Origin of the sequence: Bradyrhizobium sp. OK095 (assembly GCF_900109945.1) — a bacterium.
GTDB lineage: Bacteria > Pseudomonadota > Alphaproteobacteria > Rhizobiales > Xanthobacteraceae > Bradyrhizobium.
The window spans coordinates 142,291-161,900 of the sequence record NZ_FOBX01000006.1; the positions used below are offsets into that span (position 1 = coordinate 142,291).

Here is a 19,610-nt window from a genome sequence, read left to right on the forward strand (position 1 = left end):
GCCTAGCAGCGCAGCAGCTCCCGGCAAGGCAGCAATCGGCCTGTTCAGCGCCTGACGCCGTCGAACGCCGCCATGATGCCGCGCTGGAACAGCGACCAGTCGAAGCCGAGCGCGATGGCGCGGTAGCCGCGGTCGACCAGCTGGTTGGCCTGGTCAGCAGTGCGGGCGACGCCGCCGATCGGCACGCCGCTTTTGAGGATGCCGGCCTCGGCGCGGGCGACCAGATCCAGCAATTCCGGATCGTCCATCTGCCCGCGCTTGTTGATGGAGGTCGCGAGATCGCCGGGGCCGATCACCGCGACGTCGATGCCGGGCGTGGCCATGATCTCGTCGATGCGGTTGACGGCATCGACATGCTCGATGGTGATCATGCAGAGCATCTCGTCATCGGCTGACGCCATGTAGTCCGGCATCGACTGGCCCCAGCGGAACGGCGCGTGGAAGGGGCCCCAGAGACGATCGCCACGCGGCGGATAGCGCACGCTGCGCACCGCCTTTTCGGCCTCGGCGCGATTGGTGATCATCGGGAAGTTGATGCCGAAGGCGCCGATGTCCATCGGCGCTTTCGCAAGCCATGGCTCGTTCGCCGCGATCCGCACCAAGGGTGTGCATGGCGTGCCTGTTGTCGCGGCGATCATCGCATGCGCTTCGGTCAAGCCGATCGGGCCATGCTCGAGATCGACGATGATCCAGTCGAGCGAGCGCGCCATGATCTGCACCATCTGCACGCTCGGGATCGTCGCGATCGCGCCGAAGGCGGGGCGCCCCTCGCTCCACAATTGGCGGAGGCGATTGAGCGGCGTTGCGGGGACCGACATTAGAGGACCTGCGGACAGATGACGACGGCGAAGCCTAGCAGCGTGCCGTCGTGGCGCAAGGTCAAGCCAGTGCGCGGCCGCCGAAGAACGGCGTCAGCGTGGCGCTGAGGCCATGCACGCGGTTCGATGTAAATATCATCTTGGCGCCGGATTGCGCGATGCCACCGCTATGCGCGCCAAGCAGGTCCGAGACGCGGCGGGCGATGGCGGGGGCCGGATCGATCCACGCGACCGGCCATGGCGCGAGCTTTTTCATCCGGTCGAGCAGCAGCGGATAATGCGTGCAGGCGAGCACGATGATGTCGGTGCGTGCGCCAGCGTCTGCGGCATCGCCGACGAAGCAGGGGGCGAGCTCGGCGAGAATGTCACCGTCGCTGATCTCGTGGCCGCCGAGTTCAGTTTCAGCCAGCGAGGCGAGTTCGGGCGAGCCGACCAGCGTTACCTCGCAGCCCTGCGCGTAATCGCGGATCAACGCCTTGGTGTATTCGCGCTTCACCGTGCCCTTGGTGCCGAGCACCGAGACGCGGCGGGTCTTCGACTGCGCGCAGGCCGGCTTGATCGCCGGCACGGTGCCGACGAAGGGCAGGGAATAAGCGGCGCGCAAGTGAGATAGGACCAGGGTAGACGCCGTATTGCAGGCGATGACGACGAGGTCAGGATCATGGGTGCCGATCAATTCCCCCATCAGGGGCACCACGCGGGCGATGATCTCGTCCTCGCTGTGGTGGCCGTAGGGGAAGAAGGCGTCGTCGGCGACGTAGACGTAATGTGCGTCGGGGCGTGCGGCCACGACCTCACGCAGCACCGTGAGCCCGCCAAGGCCGGAATCGAACACCAGGATCGTCGGGGAATTGGTCACGTCGCTACCCTAAGCCGCCATGGTTACCATTCGGTTTTTGGGGCGGTTTTGCGGCAAGGGTCGTATGAGGCCTGTTTGGAACGATTCAATTTCACGATTGCCGCATGTTCCCGCTATCAGCAAGGATATTGCACTGCGGATGGGGACAACTCCGCAAAATTCCGGGGGCTGACATGATCAGAAACACCAGTAACGGCTGGGGCAGCGTGTCCCGGGGGCTGCACTGGATCTTGGCGCTGGCGATCGTCGGCATGATCGGCTTCGGCTGGTGGATGAACCACATCCCGGCGCGGCCCGACCGTTTCTTCTACCGCTCGATCCATGCCGATATCGGCTACATGATCCTGCTGCTCACCGTGCTGCGCCTGGTCTGGCGCGTCATCAACCCGACGCCGGCGCTGCCGACCGACAGCCTGCGCTGGCAGAAGCTCGCCGCCCGCATCAGCCATGGCGCGCTCTATCTCGCCGTGATCGTGGTGATCATGCTCGGCTGGGCGCATTCCGGCGCACATACGCCCGACTATTCGGATTTCTTCGGCCTGTTTCACGTCCCGCAATTCACCTCTCCGGACAAAGCGGCGGCGAACGCCTATGAGGACCGCCACATCCTGTTTGCCTATGTGCTGCTCGCTTTGATCGCGGTTCACGTCGTCGCGGCCCTCTGGCACCACTTCATCCGCCGCGACCGCGTCGTGGCGCGGATGGTGACGGACGAGGCGGGGTAGGGCGGCACGCTCGGCTCTCGTGTCCCGGACGCGCTGCAGCGTGCAACGCTGCTGCGCAGAGCCGGGACCCACGCCGTACGGATTGCTCTGAGACATGCGCCCCGGCTTTGCAGCGCACCGTCGAAGAGACGCTGCGCTGCGTCCGGGGCGCGAGAGCGAGATGCGACACTCGCATTGACGGGGTATGATGCAACATCGCGACTGACCCAACTCACGCTTGCAGGAGACGCCATGCTCACCATCCATCATCTCGGCAAGTCGCAGTCCGAGCGCATCGTCTGGCTCTGCGAGGAGCTTGAGATTCCCTACGAGCTGAAGCGCTACACGCGCGATTCCGTCACCATGCTGGCGCCGCCTGACTACAAGGCGCTGCACCCGATCGGGGCCGCGCCTGTGATCACCGACGGTGATCTCGTGCTCGCCGAGTCCGGCGCCATCGTCGATTACATCATGGCCAGATACGGCAAGGGGCGCCTCGTGCTCCGTCTCGACGATCCTGATTTCGCGCAGTTTCTGTACTGGTTTCACTTCGCCAACGGCACGCTGCAAGCCGGTATGGGCCGGCTGATGATCCTCAACCGGCTCAAGCTCGCCGAGGACAATCCGATGTTGGCCGCGAGCAGAGGGCGCACCGACCGCGCCTTCGATCTGGTCGACGCGCGCGTTCGCGACGCCGAATATCTGGCCGGCAACGCCTTCACCACCGCCGACATCATGATGGGCTTTTCGCTCACCACGATGCGCTACTTCCAGCCCTATGATCTCCAGCGCTGTCCGAACGTGGTCAAATATCTCGGCCGGGTCAGTGCGCGACCGGCCTATCGGCGCGCGATGGAGAAGGGCGATCCCGGCATGGCGTTGCTGCTGAGCTGAGCAGACAGCGATCAGAGCGGCATGTGCTTGGTCGCGCGCTCGATAAGGTCGTCAAGTCTCGAGATGAATTTTGCCAGGATCGGCGAGTTGTTGGTCTTGTGATAACCGACGACGAGGTCGATCGTTGGCGGCTTGCCCTTGAGCGGGCGGCTGACGACAGACCAGGGCAGGAAGTTCTTGATATAGCCCGGTATCAGGGCGAATCCGCGCGTGGAGGCGACCATCGATACTGCCATGGCGAGGTTGTCGGCCTCGTGCGCGGCCGCGATCTGCCGGCCACTTGTGGCGAGGTAGTGGTCGATGACCTTGCGGAGCGCGGGCGCGGTGTTGGACACGTTGATGAAGGGCGTCCCTTCCAGTTTCGCCAGGTCGATGCGGTCGAGCTTCGCCAGACGATGGTCGCTCGGCAGCACGGCGACCAGCGCTTCCTCGACCACGGTCCTGTAGGCGAGGTCGTCGGTGCCGGGTTCGCGCCGCATGAAAGCGAGGTCGAGATTGCCGCGCATCAGACCCTCCGCGAGCACTGGCGAAAAGTCGCTTGTCACATTCACGTCGATCGTCGGCAGTTCGTCGCGCAGGACCCGCATGGCTTCCGGTAGCCAGTCGATCTCCTGACCGGTCAGAAATCCGAGGGCAAAGCGCGACTTCTCGGGGCGCGCTGCGCGCCGCGCCGCTTCGATCGCCGCATCAGCCTGCGTCAGGGCGAGCCGCGCGTGATCAAGAAACACCCTTCCCGCGGGCGTCAGCTCGACGCCGTGCACGCTGCGCACCAGCAGAGGCACGCCGACCTCGTATTCGAGGTCGCGGATCTGGCGACTGAGCGAAGGCTGCGCGGTGTGCAGCCGCTTCTCCGCAGCCAAGGTCAGGCTGCCTTCCTCAGCAACAGCGATGAAATAGCGGAGATGGCGTAGCTCCATGAAGCATACCTCCTGGGTATGCCCCGCAGCTTACAAAGTCTTTTTCAAAGCCGCCAGTCTGCACCAAATATCACTCCAACAAAGGGAGCTGCACCGACACCATACCTGATTGGCAGGGGTTGGGGTGCGGGCGCCCGGCGAAGGAGAATGATTATGACCGACCTCAAGGGAAAGACTGCTCTCGTCACCGGCGCCTCACGCGGCATCGGCCGTGCCTCGGCGCTAGCCCTCGCGGCGCGCGGCGCGCAGGTGCTGGTGCATTACGGCCAGGCCGCGAGAGAGGCAGAGGCCGTTGTCGCCGAAATCCGCCAGAACGGCGGGCGTGCCGATGCTATCGGCGCCGATCTCGGCGCGCCGGACGGGCCGCATCAACTGGCGACACGCGTGCGCGGCATCGTCGGCGACCGGCTTGATATTCTCGTCGCCAACGCCGGCGTCGCCAAGTCGGCTGTGATCGAGGAGACGACGGTCGCGGATTTCGACCGGCTGTTCGCCGTCAACGTCCGCGCACCGTTCTTCCTGGTGCAGCAATTGCTGCCGATCCTGCACGAGGGCAGCAGCGTTGTGCTCGTCTCCTCACTCGCCGCGCGTGCGGTGGTTGGTACGCTGCCGGCCTATGCCGCGACCAAGGGCGCGATCGATACGCTGGTGAAGCATTTTGCCGTGGCGCTCGGTGCCCGCGGCGTGCGGGTCAACGCGGTGGCGCCCGGCGTCGTGGCGACCGAAATGTCGTCCTTCGCCAAGACCGATGCGGGTCGCGACTACACGCTCGGCATGCAGACGCTGAAGCGGATCGCCGAGCCCGACGACATCGCGGACGCGGTTGCCTTCCTCGCCTCTCCCGACGCGCGCTGGATCACGGGCGACACCATTCACGTCGATGGTGGCTCGAAGCTCTGAGCCGCCGTCGCTTTCTCTCAACTCCCAAACTGGAACGTCACCATGTCAAAGAAACTCGAAGGCAAAACTGCACTCGTTACCGGCGGCTCCCGTGGTATCGGCGCTGCCATCGCCAAACGGCTTGCCGCCGATGGCGCCAGGGTCGCAATCACCTATAGCCGGGGTGCGGACGCTGCGACCTCCGTCGTCAAGACCATTGAAGCCGCAGGCGGCAAGGCGATTGCGATCCAGGCGGATGCTACCGATCCAAAGGCCGTGCAGGCTGCGGTCGACAAGACCGTCAATGCGTTCGGCAAGCTCGACGTGCTCGTGAACAATGCGGGCACGGCGATCCCCAAGAAGTTCGAGGAGACCACGCTGGAGGAATTGGACCAGGTGATCAACCTCAACATCCGCGGTGTCTTCATTGCCACGCAGGCCGCACTGAAGCAGATGAACGACGGCGGCCGGATCATCTCGATCGGCTCATGCGTCGGCGAGCGCATGATGACGCCGGGACTGGTGCCTTACTCGGCAACGAAGGCCGCGATCCGGATGTTCACGCAAGGCCTGTCGCGCGAGGTTGGGGGGCGCGGGATCACCGTCAACAACGTGCAGCCCGGACCGATCGACACCGATCTGAATCCGGCGGCTGGAGACTGGGCCACACCGCAGAAGGCCGCCACGGCGCTCAATCGCTATGGCAAGGTGGAGGAGGTTGCTGCACTGGTCGCGTTCGTCGCCAGCCCCGAGGCGTCCTACATCACGGGCGCAAATCTCACGGTCGACGGCGGCACCAACGCCTGATCGCGGGCTGGCCCGGCAGCCGGGTGGCCGAAGCGCATTCGGCTGCCCGGTTCACGCGATGCGGTTCGTGGTCGGCGCGCGCGCCGCGTTGAGCTGTTTCTGCAAGCGATCGATGTTTTGCAGCAGGCGCTGGCTGGTCAGCACCAGGAAATAGTAGCCGAACTGCGGGTCCTGGAAGTAGATTTCGAGCAGCCGGTCATAGGTGATGGTCAGCACCTGTCCGTCTTCGATGCATTCGATCGTGCCGGTGCGCCGGTTGTCCGGCGTCAGGAAGCCGAGCTCTCCCATCAGGGCGCCTGGTCCGATCTCGACGCCGATTTCCTTGACCAGGAACTTGCCGGTGACCGTGAGCAGCATCTCCTTGGCCGGGTCGCCCAGCTTGAAGAGCGTGTCGCCGCTGCGATATTTGCGCTCGGTCATGAACGGCTTGAGCCACTCGATGGACATGTCGCCTTCGGCCGCATGGCGCGCCTTTTTGACCAGTTTGAGCATTTGCCGCAGGCGCAGGGCGTTGATCGGAAGCAGCAGCAGATACAGCAGGAAAGTCGAGACGTTGGCGGAGAGCGCGCCGAAAACGGCAAAGAAGGCGCAGCCGATCATGTTGGCAACACGCAGGGGCACCATCGTCCGCATCAGAAGCGTGGCGACGAAGAAGCCGGCGCCGACCGCGGCGAACATATTGGCCAGCGTGATGTTGTGGACGACGATCTCCAACATCCGGTTGAAGATCGCGTCATAGGTGACGTTGTTGGGATCGAGGCCCATCTGGACCAGGATCTTCGCGATCCTGAGATTGTCCGTCGCCGCATCGAGAATGCGGTCGAGGATCGACGAAATATCTGCGCTGCCGGACGGCATGGTACTAACCCCGCGTAAGGCCTTCAGTCCTGGTCGGTATTGGTGGCACGTATAGCCGAAATCGAATGACGACCGCTTGAAATGAAGCCTTTGGCCGTCATGCCGCAAGAGGCAAATTTTAGCCTGATCGGGCGTTTCGGCAATTGCCCGTTGGTTGTGCGTATGGCTGCGGTGCGCGCGTGATTCGGGGCCCTTGGGGGCGGGCTTCGGCGCCGTAGACGGACCTCTTGGACGAACCTCGGTGCCCCGGCGAGGCGGGGCGCCGATGGTCTCCGGCTTACGGCTTGGCGGCGGGTTGCACGACCTGCTGCTCGACGAGGGTGAGGTGCCCCGGCAGCGCGCCGGCACGCAGCAGCATGGCGACGCTGCTCGCTTCCTCCAGGGTGAAATTGCCGGAGATCTGGCCCGAGCCGCCGGTGATGGGCTCGCGGATCACCGGGGCGGAGATCACCTTGTCGTCGAGCACGATGGCGAAGGGCTTTCCGACGTTCTCTTCCGTGACGTGGGCGAAACGCCGCGTGCCGCGGCCGTTGAAGCGGAACGAGGCGATCGGCTCTTTCGTGCCGGCCGCAAATCCCGGGCCGGCATAGCTGATGTCGTCGCCGTCGAGCGCGCTGTCCTTGGCGACCAGATAGGGGCGCTTGTCCTTGAAGCCGAGCAGGACTTCGGTGCCCGCAGGCGGCGCGCCGGATTGCGCCTGCTCGGCCGGCATCGAAAGGTCGACCAGCCGCAAGCTGACTTTGACCTTCGTGGCGAAGATTGCGGTGACGCGCTCGGGCTCCATCATGCCCGGGATGAAAATGCGGATGCGGTCCGTGCCGTCAGGCTGGGCGCTGGCAAGCTTGATATCGGCGTCCTTCAGGCGCTGCTCGATCATGGCGATGGAATCTTCGACGAGATCGTGCAGCCGTGCCGCGGATGCGGCATCGGTCGGCGCGAGCCTGACCAGTCCGTCGCCGCTATCGGTCATGGCGAGCGCATGCGATGGCAATCCCTCCGCGTTTGACGCTAGCTTGCGCTTCAGCTCTTCGCGGCCCTTGGCGTCCGGGATCTTCAACTCGACGCCGGCATCGCGGATGGCAAGGCCGGAAAAGGCGATCTTGCCTTCGCGCAAGGTCTTGTAGACGTCGTCGCGCAAATCGGTCACGACGCTCTCGCGCAAACCGTCGGTGTCCACCTTGTAGACGATGCGCGAGCCGCCCAGCTTCTCCATCTTGTCACTGATGAAGGCCGCGATCTTGGCGCGCATCTTGTCGATCTGACTGTCCGTGGCGAGCGCCGCACGGGGCAGCGCGATCGCGATGGCGATCGAAAGCGCGACAGTGAGCCGCCTGGTTCGATCCCGCTGCGCCTTGGTCATGGTGTCCTCGCGTGTCGTGGCGCGGTGCCGTTCGGCGAGGCCGCTGCCAGTCCTTGGTCCGCGCATCGCGCGGCGAGGTTCATTGTGTTCGACATAGTCTCGGAAAAATAAGCTGCATCAATGGCTTAAAATCGTAACCGGGATACGAATTTGCGTAACCGGGACACACGTGGTAATTTGGTGGTTCGTGGAGCAAGATAATCGATGATCCCTGCGAACAAGCGCGTCAGGAAATATCGCAGCCAGGGTGGCGCGGCCGACCTCGTGCGCGTCGAAGTCCTGATTCCGCCGGCTGCACGCGATGAGGTTTTGGCGCTCGCCTCGCGCATGCGCGCGGAGCACCGGCTGACCAAAGAACTGCAATCGCTGCTCGACAGTGCACTCCGTCTCTACGGACCGCGCATTCTCGACAATGTCGATCTCGATCGGCTTCCAGATCTGCGGTCTCGAACTGCGGTCGCCGCACGCGCCATGATCGAGCGTGGCGATGCGAGGGCTTTTGCGATGGGCAGGAAGATGCTTGACCGCGTCAGCACGACGGAGGACTGAGATGGCCCTCAGCAAATTGCAGAGCGACATTCTGAGACTTCTCGCGGGAAATCGCTCGGACAGCAGCTATCTTGCCGGCGGCCTGATGCTCAACAAGGACTGGGAGCGACGATCCGACGACATCGACATCTTCCACGACACCGACGAAGAGGTGACCGAGAGCGCAATGGCTGATCTCGCCGTCCTCGATGCCGCCGGCTTCAAGACGCATCGCGACTACATCATCTATGGCTGCGTCGATGCGACAATCTCGCGCGCTTCCGAAACGACGATCATCCAGTGGTTTGCGGAGACGCGGCTTCGGTTCTTTCCGCTCGTGAAGGACGAGCAATGGGGCGCGCGGCTGCATCAGGCAGACCTGGCCATCAACAAGGTGCTGGCCGGCGCGGGCCGCTCGAAGGCACGCGACGTTGCCGACCTCGTCGCCATCGGTCGCGATTATTGTCCGCTCGGACCGCTCGTGCTCGCAGCGGCCGGCAAGCCGCCGAATTTCTCTCCAGGCCGAACCATCGATGAAATTCGCCGTCATGCCCTGTCGATTCCGGCCGAGGAGTTCGCCGCGGTGAAAGGCCTGCCGTTCGAATGGTCGGCGGCCTTCATTCGCGACGAGGTGCTTCGTCTGATCGAAGCCGCGGATCGCTACGTGATGAGTGCGCCGCCCGAATTGACGGGAATACTCGCCGTCGACAAGGAGGGCGTGCCGATCGAGATGTCGGACTCAAATCGCGCGGATGTAATCCTGCGAAAGGCAACCGCGGAGCCCGAGGTGATGCCTGTGCCAGTCGATTTCAACGCGGTTGGCTGGACATCGGATCGTCCATAATTCGAGTGCTACCACCGTAACCGTTAGGCCATGGACGAACGCCAAATCATCCATCATTGTGTTCCCGTTCGACCGGCGATCGGTCGAGGCCCCGCCAAACCAAAATGTCAAAAGACAGGGGGCGGGGACATGCATCTGAGGGAGGACGGAATTCCATGGCGGGCATCCACGCGCTCGATCGGTTCATCGGCAGCGACTATCCGGAGCTTTCGACGGACGCGGAGGTTCAGGCCTTCGAGCAGGTCCCTTACGCCGACCGCGTCGCGGCCGAGAGCACCTATGATGCCATCAGGCTCGGTGCTGCGCGCAATCCCGACGGGGCCGCGATCCAGTTCCTGCAAAATGCCGATCCCGCCGACGCGCCGCTGGTGGTGACGCACCGCGATTTCATCGCGCGCGTCACGCAGGCTGCCAACATGTTTCACGCCCTCGGCGTCGAGAAGGGCGACGTCATCAGCTTCATGCTGCCGCTGGTGCCCGATGCCTTCGTGACGCTGTTCGGGGCCGAGACCGCCGGCATCGCCAATCCCGTCAATCCGCTGCTGGAGCCGCACCAGATCGCCGAGATCCTGGAAGCCGCGAACACGAAGATCCTGGTGGCGCTCGGGCCGATGCCCGGCACCGACATCTGGCAGAAGGTCGAGCAGATCCGCCCGCAGCTGAAGCATCTCAAGGCAATTGTGCAGGTGTTCGGCGGCGGCGACCCCGCCAACGGCATCTATGCCTTCAACGACCTGATCAAGCAGCAGCCCTCCGACCGGCTCATCAGCGGGCGGAAGATTTCGGGGAGCGACATCGCCGCCTATTTCCACACCGGCGGCACCACCGGCACGCCAAAGCTGGTGCGGCATACTCACACCAATCAGGTCTATCAGGCCTGGGCGCTCAATCTGCTGCTGAAGTCGAAGCCCGGCGCCAACATGCTGTTCGGCATGCCGCTGTTTCATGTTGGGGGATCGCTGACCCAGGTGCTGCTGACGTTGTCGGCCGGCGGTTCGCTGGTCGTGCTGTCGCCGAGCGGCTGGCGCAATCCGAATGCGGTGAAGAACATCTGGACGCTGGTCGAGCGCTTCAAGCCCGAAGCGCTGTCGAGTGTGCCGACCGTGCTGGCCGCCACGCTCGGCGTGCCCACGGGCAATGCCGATATCTCCAGCCTGAAATATGCGGCAGGTGGCGGCTCAGCGATCCCGGTCGCGGTGGGCTCGGCGATCCAGGAGAAGCTCAAGCTGCCGGTGGTCGAGGTCTACGGCATGACCGAGACCTCGAGCGTGCACACGCTGGCCTATCCGTCACGGCCGATCCGGCTCGGCTCGGTCGGTCTGCCCATGCCTTATGCGCGCGTGCGCATCGTGCAGCTCGATGCCGACGGCCGCCTGATCCGCGACTGCAAGCCGGACGAGATCGGCGTCGTCATCATGGCGGGCCCCGGCGTGTTCGGCGGCTATCTCAACGACGCCCACAACAAGGGCGCCTTCGTCGACGAGGTCTGGGTCAATTCCGGCGACCTCGGGCGGCTCGATGCCGACGGCTATCTCTGGATCACCGGCCGCGCCAAGGACCTCGTGATCCGCGGCGGCCACAACATCGACCCGGCGCCGATCGAGGAGATCATGTTCCAGCATCCGGCCGTCGGCTTTGCTGCGGTGGTCGGCCAGCCCGACGCCTATGCGGGCGAATTGCCGGTGGGCTATGTGCAACTCAAGCCCGGCGCGACCGTCGAGCCGGGCGAGCTCGAGTCATGGGTGCGCGAGCGCACGCCGGAGCGCGCTGCCGTTCCGGTGCAGGTCATTCCGATCGACCCAATGCCGGTGACCGGCGTCGGCAAAGTGTTCAAGCCGCAATTGCGTTGGGATGCCGCGCAGCGCGTGTTCATGAAAGTGCTCGCACCGCTCGTCGATCGCGGCATCGACTGCAAGGTCAAGGTCGGCGCCCACGGCAGCCACGGCTCGATCGCCACGGTGACGCTTGCGGGCCTGCCGGCGGACCAGCGCGAGGTCGTTGCCGGCGAGGTGCACACGCTGCTCGCGCCGTTCGTGATGCGGCATGAGGTGGTGCAGGCGTAACGGCAAAGCAGCAGCGGGTGTCGGCCTCATATCGTCAGGAGAGCGACGCTTCGCCGCACGATCAGGAAGCCCATTCAAACGCCTGTGTGACTGATGTCACACAGGGAAAAGTTGGCAATCGGGTATGCTACCGAATAGTCTCATGGAATTGCATCCGGGGGGACGCACGTGATTCCGCTTCGGCTATTTGCTTTGTTGATATTTGCGATGGGTTTTGCCTGCGGACCGGCGCATGCGGACCGGCGGGTCGCGCTCGTGATCGGCAACTCCGCCTACAAGAGCGCGCCCAAGCTCGGCAATCCCGTCAACGATGCCACGCTGGTCGGCGGGATGTTCAAGAAGGCCGGCTTCGATAGTGTCGACGTCAGGCTGGATCTCAGTGCCAGCGAGATGCGGCGCATGCTGCGCGAGTTTGCCGGCAGAACGCGCGACGCGGACATGGCGGTGATCTATTACGCCGGCCACGGCATCGAGCTCGACGGCACCAATTATCTGATTCCGACCGACGCCACGCTGGAGACGGACGGCGACGTTCTCGACGAGACCATCCCGGTCGAGCGGGCGCTGTTCGCGGTCGAGCCGGCCAAGCAGCTGCGCCTGATCATTCTGGACGCCTGCCGCGACAACCCCTTCTCGAAGACGATGAAGCGCACGCTGGCTTCGCGCGCGATCGGGCGAGGCCTCGCCAAGGTCGAGCCGACCAGCCCCAACACCATGATCGCCTTCGCGGCGAAGGCGGGCTCGACCGCATCCGACGGCGATTCCAAAAACAGCCCGTTCGCGGTCGCTCTGGTCGAGCACCTGCCGAAGCCTGGACTCGATCTGCGCAAGGCCTTCGGCTTCGTGCGCGACGACGTGCTCAAGAGCACAAACAACAAGCAGGAGCCCTTCGTCTACGGTTCGCTCGGCGGCGACGACGTGGCGCTGGTCCCTGCCAAGCCCGTCGTGTCCGGTCCCCAGGCCAATCCTCAGGACAGCGTCCGGCGTGACTATGAGCTGGCACTGCAGCTTGCCACGCGCGACGGGTGGGAGGCATTTCTGGCGCAATATTCGGAGGGCTTCTACGCCAACCTGGCCAAAGGTCAGCTGAACAAGATCGCCGCCGAAGAGACGCGCGCGGCGGCCGAGCAAAAGGCCAAAGCGGCCGAGCAGGAGAAGGCAAGGCTCATCTCCGAGCGCGCCCAGAAGGCTGAGCAGGACAAGGCTGCAGCGGCTGCCAAGTCCGCCGAAGAAGCGCGGATTGCGGCCGAGAAGCAAAAGCAGATCGAGCAGGCGAGGACTGAGGCGGCCGAGCAGCAGCGCAAGGTGGCGGAGGCTGCGGCTGCGAAAGCGCTCGCCGAAAAGCAGGCGGCGGAGAAGGCCAAGGCTGAGCTTGCCGCCAAGCAAGCCGCGGAGAAGGCGGAGCAGGCCGCAAAGCCGGCCGCCGATCGGCAGATACCTGAGGCCGAGAACCAGAAAGTCGCCGCCCTTTCGCCTGCGCCGACGTCCACATTATCCGCGGCCGATCTGGCAAAATCTGTGCAGGGCGAATTGCGGCGCGTCGGCTGCCTGTCCGCTGCTGCCGATGGCGACTGGAGCGCCGCGTCGCAGCGCTCGCTGACGCTGTTCAACAAATACGCAGGCACCCAGTTCGACGTGAAGCTCGCGAGCGTCGACGCGCTCGATGCGCTGAAGGCGAAACCGGGACGGGTCTGCCCGCTCGTCTGCAATTTCGGCTTCAAGGCCGACGGCGATCAATGCGCGAAGATCGCCTGCCGCGCCGGCTATCGCGTCGGTGACGACAACGAGTGCGAGAAGGCTCAGGAGAAGAAGCCAGTCGCGACGCGTGAGGATTCAAGGAGGCGGGACCAGGATCGCAAAGACGCGGAATCGACGGCACCCAAAGCGCAGTCATCTGGGCAAATGATCTGCAACAACGCGGGTTGCAGGCCGATTGCCAAGGGATGCCGACTCGGCACGACCAATCATCCTTCGAATCCCGCCTTCAAGTTGCCAGCCGAAATATGCAACTGACGCGGACGACGCGAGGCTTGCGCGCCTCGCCACAAGCGAGCATCATCCCCCAAAAAATGGGGGGAAAATCGATGCGTCAACTCTCTCGCCGCCGTCACCTTCAGCAATTGTCGGGCGCGCTCGGGGCCGCCGCGCTGTCCGCATGGTCGAGGCCGGCATCCGCTTCGGAGGCGGACATTCCGCCCGAGGGCATCGGCAAGGGCATCAAGCACATCTCCTACAGCGACATCGGCGGCCGGCCCGACAGCGTGCAGGTGATGTTCAACCGGCAGCATATCTATGTCGGGCACATGTTCAGCGACGGCGTGACGATCCTGGATGCGTCCGATCCGCGTGCGCTGAAGCCGGTCAATTTCTTCACCGCGGGGCAATACACCCGCACCCACCATTTGCAGGTGGCGGAAGATATGCTGCTGCTTGCGAACGGCGCCAACATCGTCGCGATGCAGTCCTACGACAACATGCGCGGCTATTTCGAGAACACGCTGGTCGACAGCATTACCAAGGCCAAGAAATTCCGCTCCGGCCTTTCGATCCACGACATCTCGAAACCCGGTGAGATGCGCGAGATCGCGTTCCTCGAAATGCCCGGCTTCGGCATCAACCGTCTGTGGTGGCCGGGTGGCCGCTATGCCTATGTGTCGGCCCATCTCGACGGATTCACCGACCACATCCTTTGCGTGGTCGATCTCAAGACCATCACCAAGCCGGAGATCGTCGCGAAATGGTGGCTGCCGGGCATGAACCGCGCGGCCGGCGAGCCGGCGACGCCGAAGGGCAAGCGCTTCGCGCTGCATCACATGATCACGGCGGGCGATCGCGGCTATGCCGCCTGGCGTGACGGCGGCTTCACCATCCACGACATCAGCGATCCCACCAATCCAAAACTGCTGTCCCACATCAACTGGTCGCCACCCTTCGCCGGTGGCACGCATACGCCATTGCCGCTGCCGAAGCGTCAGCTCGCAATCGTCGCGGATGAAGCGAACGCGGACCAATGCGCCAAGGGCCTGTTCCATACCTTCGTGCTCGATGTGCGCGCGCCGCAAAATCCGGTGCCGATCGCAACCCTGCCGACGCCGCGCGATCGTGACTTCTGCACCAACGGCACCTTCGGTCCGCATAATCTGCACGAGAACCGCCCGGGCGCGTTCCAGAGCGAGGACACGATTTTCGCGACCTACAACAATGCCGGCGTCAGGGTGTTCGACATCAAGGACGCTTTTGCGCCGAAGGAGATCGCGTACTGGGTGCCGCCGATACCAAAGAAGCTGATCGATCCCCGTCCGAACGTCGCGCTCGCGGCAAAAACCTGTGACGCCTATGTTCGGCCTGACGGGCTGATGTTTGTGTCCGACTGGAACGCCGGCATGCACGTGCTGCAATATCAGGGATGACGGTGCCGTAGCCCGGATGAGCGCAGCGATATCCGGGACAGTGTCGGGATCGGGCATAGAGCGGTCCCGGGTGTCGCTACGCTCACCCGGGCTACGGCAGCTGCGTGCGCGATCCTACCCCGCCGGCATCCGCGTCTCGACCAGCCGCGCCCAGAACGACGCGCCGTGGCCCAGAATGTTGTCGTTGAAGATATAGGCCGGGTGGTGGCACTCGTTGCCGTCGCCCATGCCAACCAGGATCATCGCGCCGGGGCGGGCTTCCAGCATGAACGAAAAATCCTCGGCGCCCATCATGGGGATGAACTTGTCGTTGACGCGCTCGGTGCCGACGATGTCGCGGGCGATGTCGGCGGCAAGGCCGGCTTCGCGCGCATGGTTCATCGTCACCGGATACATCCGTGTGTATTTCGTCTCCGCCGAGCCGCCATAGGCGCGGGCGATGCTGTCGGCGACCTCAGTGATGCGGCGCTCGACCAGATCACGCACTTCAGGATCGAGCGTGCGTACGGTGCCGCCGAGCTCGGCGATCTCGGGGATGATGTTGAAGGCGGTGCCGGAGTGGAACTGCGTGATCGAGATGACCGCCGATTTCAGCGGATCGACGTTGCGCGCGACGATCGATTGCAGCGCGTTGACGATCTGCGAGCCGATCAGCACGCTGTCGACGGATTTGTGCGGACCCGCACCGGCGTGGCCGCCCTTGCCGTGAACGATGATCTGGATGTTGTCGGAGGAGGCGAGCATCGCGCCGGGCGTGGTTGCGAAATGGCCTTCGGGCAGGCCGGGCATGTTGTGCATGCCGTAGACCTCCTGGATGTTCCAGCGCGTCATCAGGCCGTCCTCGACCATGGCCTTGCCACCGCCGCCGCCTTCCTCTGCGGGCTGGAAGATCACGACCGCAGTGCCGTCGAAGTTGCGCGTCTCGGCGAGATATTTGGCGGCGCCGAGCAGCATGGCCGTGTGGCCGTCATGGCCGCAGGCGTGCATCTTGCCGGGGACTTTTGAGGCGTAGGCGACGCCCGACGTCTCCATGATCGGCAGCGCGTCCATGTCGGCGCGGAGTCCAACGGTCTTGCCGGAGGCCGATTTGCGGCCGCGGATCACGCCGACCACGCCGGTGCGGCCGATGCCCGTCACCACCTCGTCGCAGCCGAATTCGCGCAAGCGGTCTGCAACGATGCCGGCGGTGCGGTGGACCTCGTAGAGCAGCTCCGGGTTCTCGTGGAAGTCATGGCGCCAGGCCGCCATTTCGTCGGAGAGGGCGGCGATACGGTTGACGATGGGCATGGGAGGGTCCGTTTCTTATGATGAATTCGGTGGGTGGGTCAGCGTAGCGTAACCCACCGCCGTGTCACAGGAGAGCTTGTCGATCAGGCCGGCGCGCGAAGTCGAGGGTGACCGGGGGGGCCTGCGGCCGGGGTCACAAAAATTAACTGTCAATCACGGATCATTGACTGACAGATATTGAAATCTGTCAGCGGGACGTGTATATCCGTTCTCGGACGCTCCGATTGGGCGTCACGTGGTCACCCCACCGGAGTGGGGACCGCGGCCGAATGGAGACTTACGACAATGACGACCGAAATCATCAATCTCACCGGGACCTTTGGGCATTGGCTCAATTTACTGGTAGCGCGCCAGATCGCGGCGCAGGCTGCAAAACTGCCTCATTAAGGCGAGAGCTTTCCGAAACGACCGGTTGGGGCGCTTCGGAAGCAGCTCCATCGCCGGGTGAACCCTGAACGGGAACAAGGTGCTGGCATGAATGAAGCCGTTATCCTGACGCCGGAGCGGATCCTCGAAGTCACCGAGGACGTCTTGCGGCGCTACGGACTTGCCAAGGCCACCGTGGTTGACGTTGCCCGTGCGCTCGATGTGAGCCACGGCAGCGTCTATCGCCATTTCCCGAGCAAGGCTTCGCTGCGCGAGGCCGTCGCCAAACGCTGGCTGGACCGCATCGACGCGCCGCTGCTGGCGATCGCCAAGGAGCAGGGGCCCGCGGCTGACAGGCTCGACCGCTGGCTGCGCACGCTGTTCGCGGCCAAACGTTCGCGCGTGCTCGACGACCCCGAGATGTTCGACACCTATCTGACTCTGGCGCGCGAGGCCTGCGCCGCCGTCAGGTGCCACAAGGACACCATGATCGACCAGATCGCGGGGATCCTGACCGACGGCGTGAAGCAGGGCGCGTTCGCTGTGGACGACGCCAAGGTCACCGCGCGCGCGCTGTTCGATGCGACCGTCCGCTTCCACCATCCGGCGCATGCCGAGGAGTGGAAGGACGCCGATTTGCCCGCGCGCGTCGATGCGACGCTGGCGCTGCTGCTGCGTGGGTTGAAGGCCTGTTGATGGCCTGGAGCCGCGAGCAACGCTGGGGTTTCTCTCCTCGAACTCGCAAGTCACTACGCGGATAGAACCCCTCATCCGGCGCTTTGCGCCACCTTCTCCCGCAAGGGGAGAAGGAAGACGGCGCGTATCTCTCACAACATCCCGATCTAGATCCGCGCCAGCCCGCATGTCGCCGCAAGCCGCACGAGCTGCGCATCCGTGCGTGCGCCGGTCTTGGTCTTGATGAGGTAGTGATAGTTCTGCACCGTCTTCACACTGAGATTGAGATGCGACGCGATCTCTTCGGTGGTGGCGCCGCCGGCGAATTGGCGCAAAATCTCGATCTCACGCTCGCCCAGCTGATCCAGCGCCGAGCCCGCCGACAGGCTGTCCTCGGCCAGAATATGCGCGATGTCGTCGCTCATGGCGCGTTCGCCGCGGGCGACGCTGCGGATCGCAGTGACGACAGCGGTTGGCTCGCTGCTCTTGGTGACGAAGCCGCTGGCGCCGGCGCTGAAGGCTGCCTTTACCAGCACGGCTTCGTTGTGCATGGTGAAGACGAGAATCCGCGCCCGCGGATTGCGGGCGCGGATGTTGCGGATCGCTTCCAGCCCGCTGGCGCCGGGCATCGAGATATCAAGCACGACGACATCAGGGTCGTGCGTCTTGAAGGCGCTGTAGGCATCCGCGGCATTGTCGGCTTCGGCGAGGACATGCAGATCGCCCTGGCTTTCCAGCACGCGCCGGTAGCCTTGCCGGACGATCGGATGATCGTCGACCAGAAGCACCGAGATGCCTCTTGCTGCGACATCGCTCATTTGGACCTCACGCGGCGAGGGGAATGGTGGCGGCGACGCTGAGGCCGCGCTTGGCAGGCAGGATCGACAGCGATCCACCGGCCGCCGCGATACGCTCGCGGATGCCAGTGAGGCCGAAGCCGGCCGAGCGCGCGACGCGGTCCGCATCGCCGCCGCCGTCGTCCTCGACGCTGATCAGAAGCGCATCGTCTTCGCCCGCGCGCCGCTCGACGCGCAACGAGATTTCGCGGGCCGCACCGTGGCGGAGCGCGTTGGTCAGGCATTCCTGCGCCACACGATAGGCGGTGGTGGCGGCCGGGCCGCTGATGTCGGTGAGATCGCCTCTGAGATCGAGCTGGATCGTCGGCCGCACCGCGCTCTGCGAGCGCCAGCTGTCGACGAGATTGACGAGGCTGGCCTCCAGCCCGAGTTCGTCGGGCAGCGGATTGCGCAGCCGCTTCAGCGCATCGCGCAGCGAGGCCATCAGATGGTGTGTGGCCTGCGAGATCATGCGCGCGTCCTGCGCAATGCCGCTCTTCTTGCTCTCCTTTGCGCTCGCCGTCTCGATGGTGTTGGCGAAGGCGAGGATGGCCGAGAGATTCTGCCCGAACTCGTCATGCAGCTCGCGGGCGAGCGCGCGGCGCTCGTCGTCGCGGATCTCGATCAGGCGCCGCGTCAGCGTCGCGCGCTGCTCGGTTGCTTCCTCCAGCCGGCCGCCGAGCTCGCCGACGGCGCTGCCGATCATCGCCAGCTCCATCGAGCGGAAGCGCGGCAGCTTTGTGCGATACTGGCCGCGTGCCATGCGCTGCAAGGCGGTGACGATGGTGCGCGCCGGCGCCAGCGCATGCGCGATCGCAAGCGAAGCCAACAGCGCGATCGCCGCCGCCATCAGCAGCGCGACGTCGATCACATTGAGGATGTACTCCCAGGCCAGCGAGATGGCCGCTGCGGCATCCGGCGTCGCGACGACGGTACCGGCAGTTGCGGCGCGCGGACTGACCGGCCGCACCACCTCGGCGTGGCTGCCGAGGAAGATCGGCACGATCGAGGCGAACCAGCGCGGCGGCGCCTTGCCCAGCCCCTCGCTCTGGCCGCAGAGCGGCTTTTCGAATGCGATGGCCGGCTGGAACTCGACGCAGACGCCGGGCGAGATCAGCTTCATCGTCTCCAGCGTGCGCCATTCCGGAACCGGCAGAAGCTGCTCGCGCGTTCTGCTGCTGCGCAACAAGAACTCGTGCCAATACAGCGCTTGAAGAGCCTGGGCGACCCGTTGGGCCGACGCCGCAGTCGCCCGGTCGACGCTGCGATAGGCATCGAACGTGGCCCACACGGTCGCCGCGCCCAGGCAGAGCACCACGATGAGCAGCAGACGGGCGACAAGCTGAAGCACGAGGCGCATGCGATCACCCTCCACGATTGGTAAGCTCAGCCTAACAACGCCGCCGCGCCTTGCCAATTGCGGGGAACGGCAGGAATGCAGCTCGGGCAAATTTCCCAAGCCGGATTGGGCATGGGTCTTTGGACCGGGCGCGGCGGCTTTGATC

18 protein-coding genes are annotated in these 19,610 nt (G+C 64.5%); 10 read left to right on the top strand and 8 right to left on the bottom strand.

Annotated features, from left to right (window positions below):
* Positions 1-44: 44 nt before the first annotated feature.
* Together BMW89_RS17355 and murI are read right to left on the bottom strand one after the other, a co-directional pair.
* A complete protein-coding gene (locus BMW89_RS17355) occupies positions 45-818 on the bottom strand; it encodes an HpcH/HpaI aldolase family protein (RefSeq protein WP_092028209.1) in 774 nt (257 codons plus the stop codon).
* Between the two features lie 61 nt (positions 819-879).
* The gene (gene murI / locus BMW89_RS17360; RefSeq protein ID WP_092028210.1) at positions 880-1,677 is read right to left on the bottom strand and encodes a glutamate racemase; all 798 of its coding nucleotides are present in this window, start codon (positions 1,675-1,677) and stop codon (positions 880-882) included.
* A gap of 173 nt (positions 1,678-1,850) precedes the next feature.
* Here murI and BMW89_RS17365 point away from each other — a divergent pair, with 173 nt between their 5' ends.
* Positions 1,851-2,402, top strand: a complete 552-nt coding sequence (locus BMW89_RS17365; protein ID WP_092028211.1) for a cytochrome b — start codon at positions 1,851-1,853, stop codon at positions 2,400-2,402.
* A 231-nt stretch (positions 2,403-2,633) separates the two neighbouring features.
* The gene (locus tag BMW89_RS17370) at positions 2,634-3,275 is read left to right on the top strand and encodes a glutathione S-transferase family protein (protein WP_092028212.1); all 642 of its coding nucleotides are present in this window, start codon (positions 2,634-2,636) and stop codon (positions 3,273-3,275) included.
* 11 nt (positions 3,276-3,286) lie between these two features.
* Here the strand turns inward: BMW89_RS17370 and BMW89_RS17375 are convergent, their stop codons facing one another.
* A complete protein-coding gene (locus tag BMW89_RS17375) occupies positions 3,287-4,192 on the bottom strand; it encodes a LysR family transcriptional regulator (protein ID WP_092028213.1) in 906 nt (301 codons plus the stop codon).
* 153 nt (positions 4,193-4,345) lie between these two features.
* On the opposite strand from BMW89_RS17375, the gene BMW89_RS17380 reads away from it, so the two are divergent.
* Complete coding sequence (locus BMW89_RS17380; protein ID WP_092028214.1) at positions 4,346-5,092, top strand: SDR family oxidoreductase; 747 nt, start codon at positions 4,346-4,348, stop codon at positions 5,090-5,092.
* Between the two features lie 42 nt (positions 5,093-5,134).
* The gene (locus tag BMW89_RS17385) at positions 5,135-5,878 is read left to right on the top strand and encodes an SDR family NAD(P)-dependent oxidoreductase (RefSeq protein ID WP_092028215.1); all 744 of its coding nucleotides are present in this window, start codon (positions 5,135-5,137) and stop codon (positions 5,876-5,878) included.
* A gap of 51 nt (positions 5,879-5,929) precedes the next feature.
* On the opposite strand, the gene BMW89_RS17390 is transcribed toward BMW89_RS17385, so the two are convergent.
* Positions 5,930-6,736: a Crp/Fnr family transcriptional regulator gene (locus BMW89_RS17390; protein ID WP_092028216.1), complete on the bottom strand. Its 807-nt coding sequence runs from the start codon at positions 6,734-6,736 to the stop codon at positions 5,930-5,932.
* A gap of 277 nt (positions 6,737-7,013) precedes the next feature.
* The gene (locus BMW89_RS17395) at positions 7,014-8,096 is read right to left on the bottom strand and encodes a SecDF P1 head subdomain-containing protein (protein ID WP_092028503.1); all 1,083 of its coding nucleotides are present in this window, start codon (positions 8,094-8,096) and stop codon (positions 7,014-7,016) included.
* A 204-nt stretch (positions 8,097-8,300) separates the two neighbouring features.
* Between BMW89_RS17395 and BMW89_RS17400 the strand changes: the two genes are divergently transcribed.
* The 5 genes from BMW89_RS17400 (at position 8,301) to BMW89_RS17420 (ending at position 14,941) form a co-directional block, all read left to right on the top strand.
* A complete protein-coding gene (locus tag BMW89_RS17400) occupies positions 8,301-8,645 on the top strand; it encodes a hypothetical protein (protein ID WP_244547615.1) in 345 nt (114 codons plus the stop codon).
* A 1-nt stretch (position 8,646) separates the two neighbouring features.
* Positions 8,647-9,468 carry a hypothetical protein gene (locus tag BMW89_RS17405; protein ID WP_092028217.1) on the top strand — a complete coding sequence of 274 codons (822 nt, stop codon included), beginning with the start codon at positions 8,647-8,649 and terminating at the stop codon, positions 9,466-9,468.
* Positions 9,469-9,623: 155 nt separating this feature from the next.
* Positions 9,624-11,531 carry an acyl-CoA synthetase gene (locus tag BMW89_RS17410; RefSeq protein ID WP_092028218.1) on the top strand — a complete coding sequence of 636 codons (1,908 nt, stop codon included), beginning with the start codon at positions 9,624-9,626 and terminating at the stop codon, positions 11,529-11,531.
* 207 nt (positions 11,532-11,738) lie between these two features.
* On the top strand, positions 11,739-13,544 hold the full coding sequence (locus BMW89_RS17415; RefSeq protein WP_092028219.1) for a caspase family protein: 1,806 nt from the start codon (positions 11,739-11,741) through the stop codon (positions 13,542-13,544).
* Between the two features lie 71 nt (positions 13,545-13,615).
* Positions 13,616-14,941 (top strand): LVIVD repeat-containing protein, encoded by a 1,326-nt coding sequence (locus BMW89_RS17420; protein ID WP_092028220.1) that lies wholly within the window; start codon positions 13,616-13,618, stop codon positions 14,939-14,941.
* A gap of 114 nt (positions 14,942-15,055) precedes the next feature.
* Here the strand turns inward: BMW89_RS17420 and BMW89_RS17425 are convergent, their stop codons facing one another.
* A complete protein-coding gene (locus BMW89_RS17425) occupies positions 15,056-16,228 on the bottom strand; it encodes a M20 aminoacylase family protein (protein WP_092028221.1) in 1,173 nt (390 codons plus the stop codon).
* Between the two features lie 474 nt (positions 16,229-16,702).
* Between BMW89_RS17425 and BMW89_RS17430 the strand changes: the two genes are divergently transcribed.
* On the top strand, positions 16,703-17,290 hold the full coding sequence (locus tag BMW89_RS17430; protein WP_177196118.1) for a TetR/AcrR family transcriptional regulator: 588 nt from the start codon (positions 16,703-16,705) through the stop codon (positions 17,288-17,290).
* A gap of 146 nt (positions 17,291-17,436) precedes the next feature.
* Here BMW89_RS17430 and BMW89_RS17435 read toward each other — a convergent pair whose 3' ends face one another.
* Both BMW89_RS17435 and BMW89_RS17440 read right to left on the bottom strand, forming a co-directional pair.
* Positions 17,437-18,087, bottom strand: coding sequence for a response regulator (locus tag BMW89_RS17435; RefSeq protein ID WP_092028223.1), 651 nt, complete (start codon positions 18,085-18,087; stop codon positions 17,437-17,439).
* 7 nt (positions 18,088-18,094) lie between these two features.
* Positions 18,095-19,465 (bottom strand): sensor histidine kinase, encoded by a 1,371-nt coding sequence (locus BMW89_RS17440; protein ID WP_092028224.1) that lies wholly within the window; start codon positions 19,463-19,465, stop codon positions 18,095-18,097.
* Between the last annotated feature and the right edge of the window lie 145 nt (positions 19,466-19,610).

Excerpts from the sequence above, each read along its gene's own strand:
- BMW89_RS17355 (WP_092028209.1), bottom strand. The coding sequence starts at position 818 with ATGTCGGTCCCCGCAACGCCGCTCAATCGCCTCCGCCAATTGTGGAGC.
- BMW89_RS17365 (WP_092028211.1), top strand. The coding sequence starts at position 1,851 with ATGATCAGAAACACCAGTAACGGCTGGGGCAGCGTGTCCCGGGGGCTG.
- BMW89_RS17370 (WP_092028212.1), top strand. The coding sequence starts at position 2,634 with ATGCTCACCATCCATCATCTCGGCAAGTCGCAGTCCGAGCGCATCGTC.
- BMW89_RS17375 (WP_092028213.1), bottom strand. The coding sequence starts at position 4,192 with ATGGAGCTACGCCATCTCCGCTATTTCATCGCTGTTGCTGAGGAAGGC.
- BMW89_RS17380 (WP_092028214.1), top strand. The coding sequence starts at position 4,346 with ATGACCGACCTCAAGGGAAAGACTGCTCTCGTCACCGGCGCCTCACGC.
- BMW89_RS17385 (WP_092028215.1), top strand. The coding sequence starts at position 5,135 with ATGTCAAAGAAACTCGAAGGCAAAACTGCACTCGTTACCGGCGGCTCC.
- BMW89_RS17390 (WP_092028216.1), bottom strand. The coding sequence starts at position 6,736 with ATGCCGTCCGGCAGCGCAGATATTTCGTCGATCCTCGACCGCATTCTC.
- BMW89_RS17395 (WP_092028503.1), bottom strand. The coding sequence starts at position 8,096 with ATGACCAAGGCGCAGCGGGATCGAACCAGGCGGCTCACTGTCGCGCTT.
- BMW89_RS17400 (WP_244547615.1), top strand. The coding sequence starts at position 8,301 with ATGATCCCTGCGAACAAGCGCGTCAGGAAATATCGCAGCCAGGGTGGC.
- BMW89_RS17405 (WP_092028217.1), top strand. The coding sequence starts at position 8,647 with ATGGCCCTCAGCAAATTGCAGAGCGACATTCTGAGACTTCTCGCGGGA.
- BMW89_RS17410 (WP_092028218.1), top strand. The coding sequence starts at position 9,624 with ATGGCGGGCATCCACGCGCTCGATCGGTTCATCGGCAGCGACTATCCG.
- BMW89_RS17415 (WP_092028219.1), top strand. The coding sequence starts at position 11,739 with ATGGGTTTTGCCTGCGGACCGGCGCATGCGGACCGGCGGGTCGCGCTC.
- BMW89_RS17420 (WP_092028220.1), top strand. The coding sequence starts at position 13,616 with ATGCGTCAACTCTCTCGCCGCCGTCACCTTCAGCAATTGTCGGGCGCG.
- BMW89_RS17425 (WP_092028221.1), bottom strand. The coding sequence starts at position 16,228 with ATGCCCATCGTCAACCGTATCGCCGCCCTCTCCGACGAAATGGCGGCC.
- BMW89_RS17430 (WP_177196118.1), top strand. The coding sequence starts at position 16,703 with ATGAATGAAGCCGTTATCCTGACGCCGGAGCGGATCCTCGAAGTCACC.
- BMW89_RS17435 (WP_092028223.1), bottom strand. The coding sequence starts at position 18,087 with ATGAGCGATGTCGCAGCAAGAGGCATCTCGGTGCTTCTGGTCGACGAT.
- BMW89_RS17440 (WP_092028224.1), bottom strand. The coding sequence starts at position 19,465 with ATGCGCCTCGTGCTTCAGCTTGTCGCCCGTCTGCTGCTCATCGTGGTG.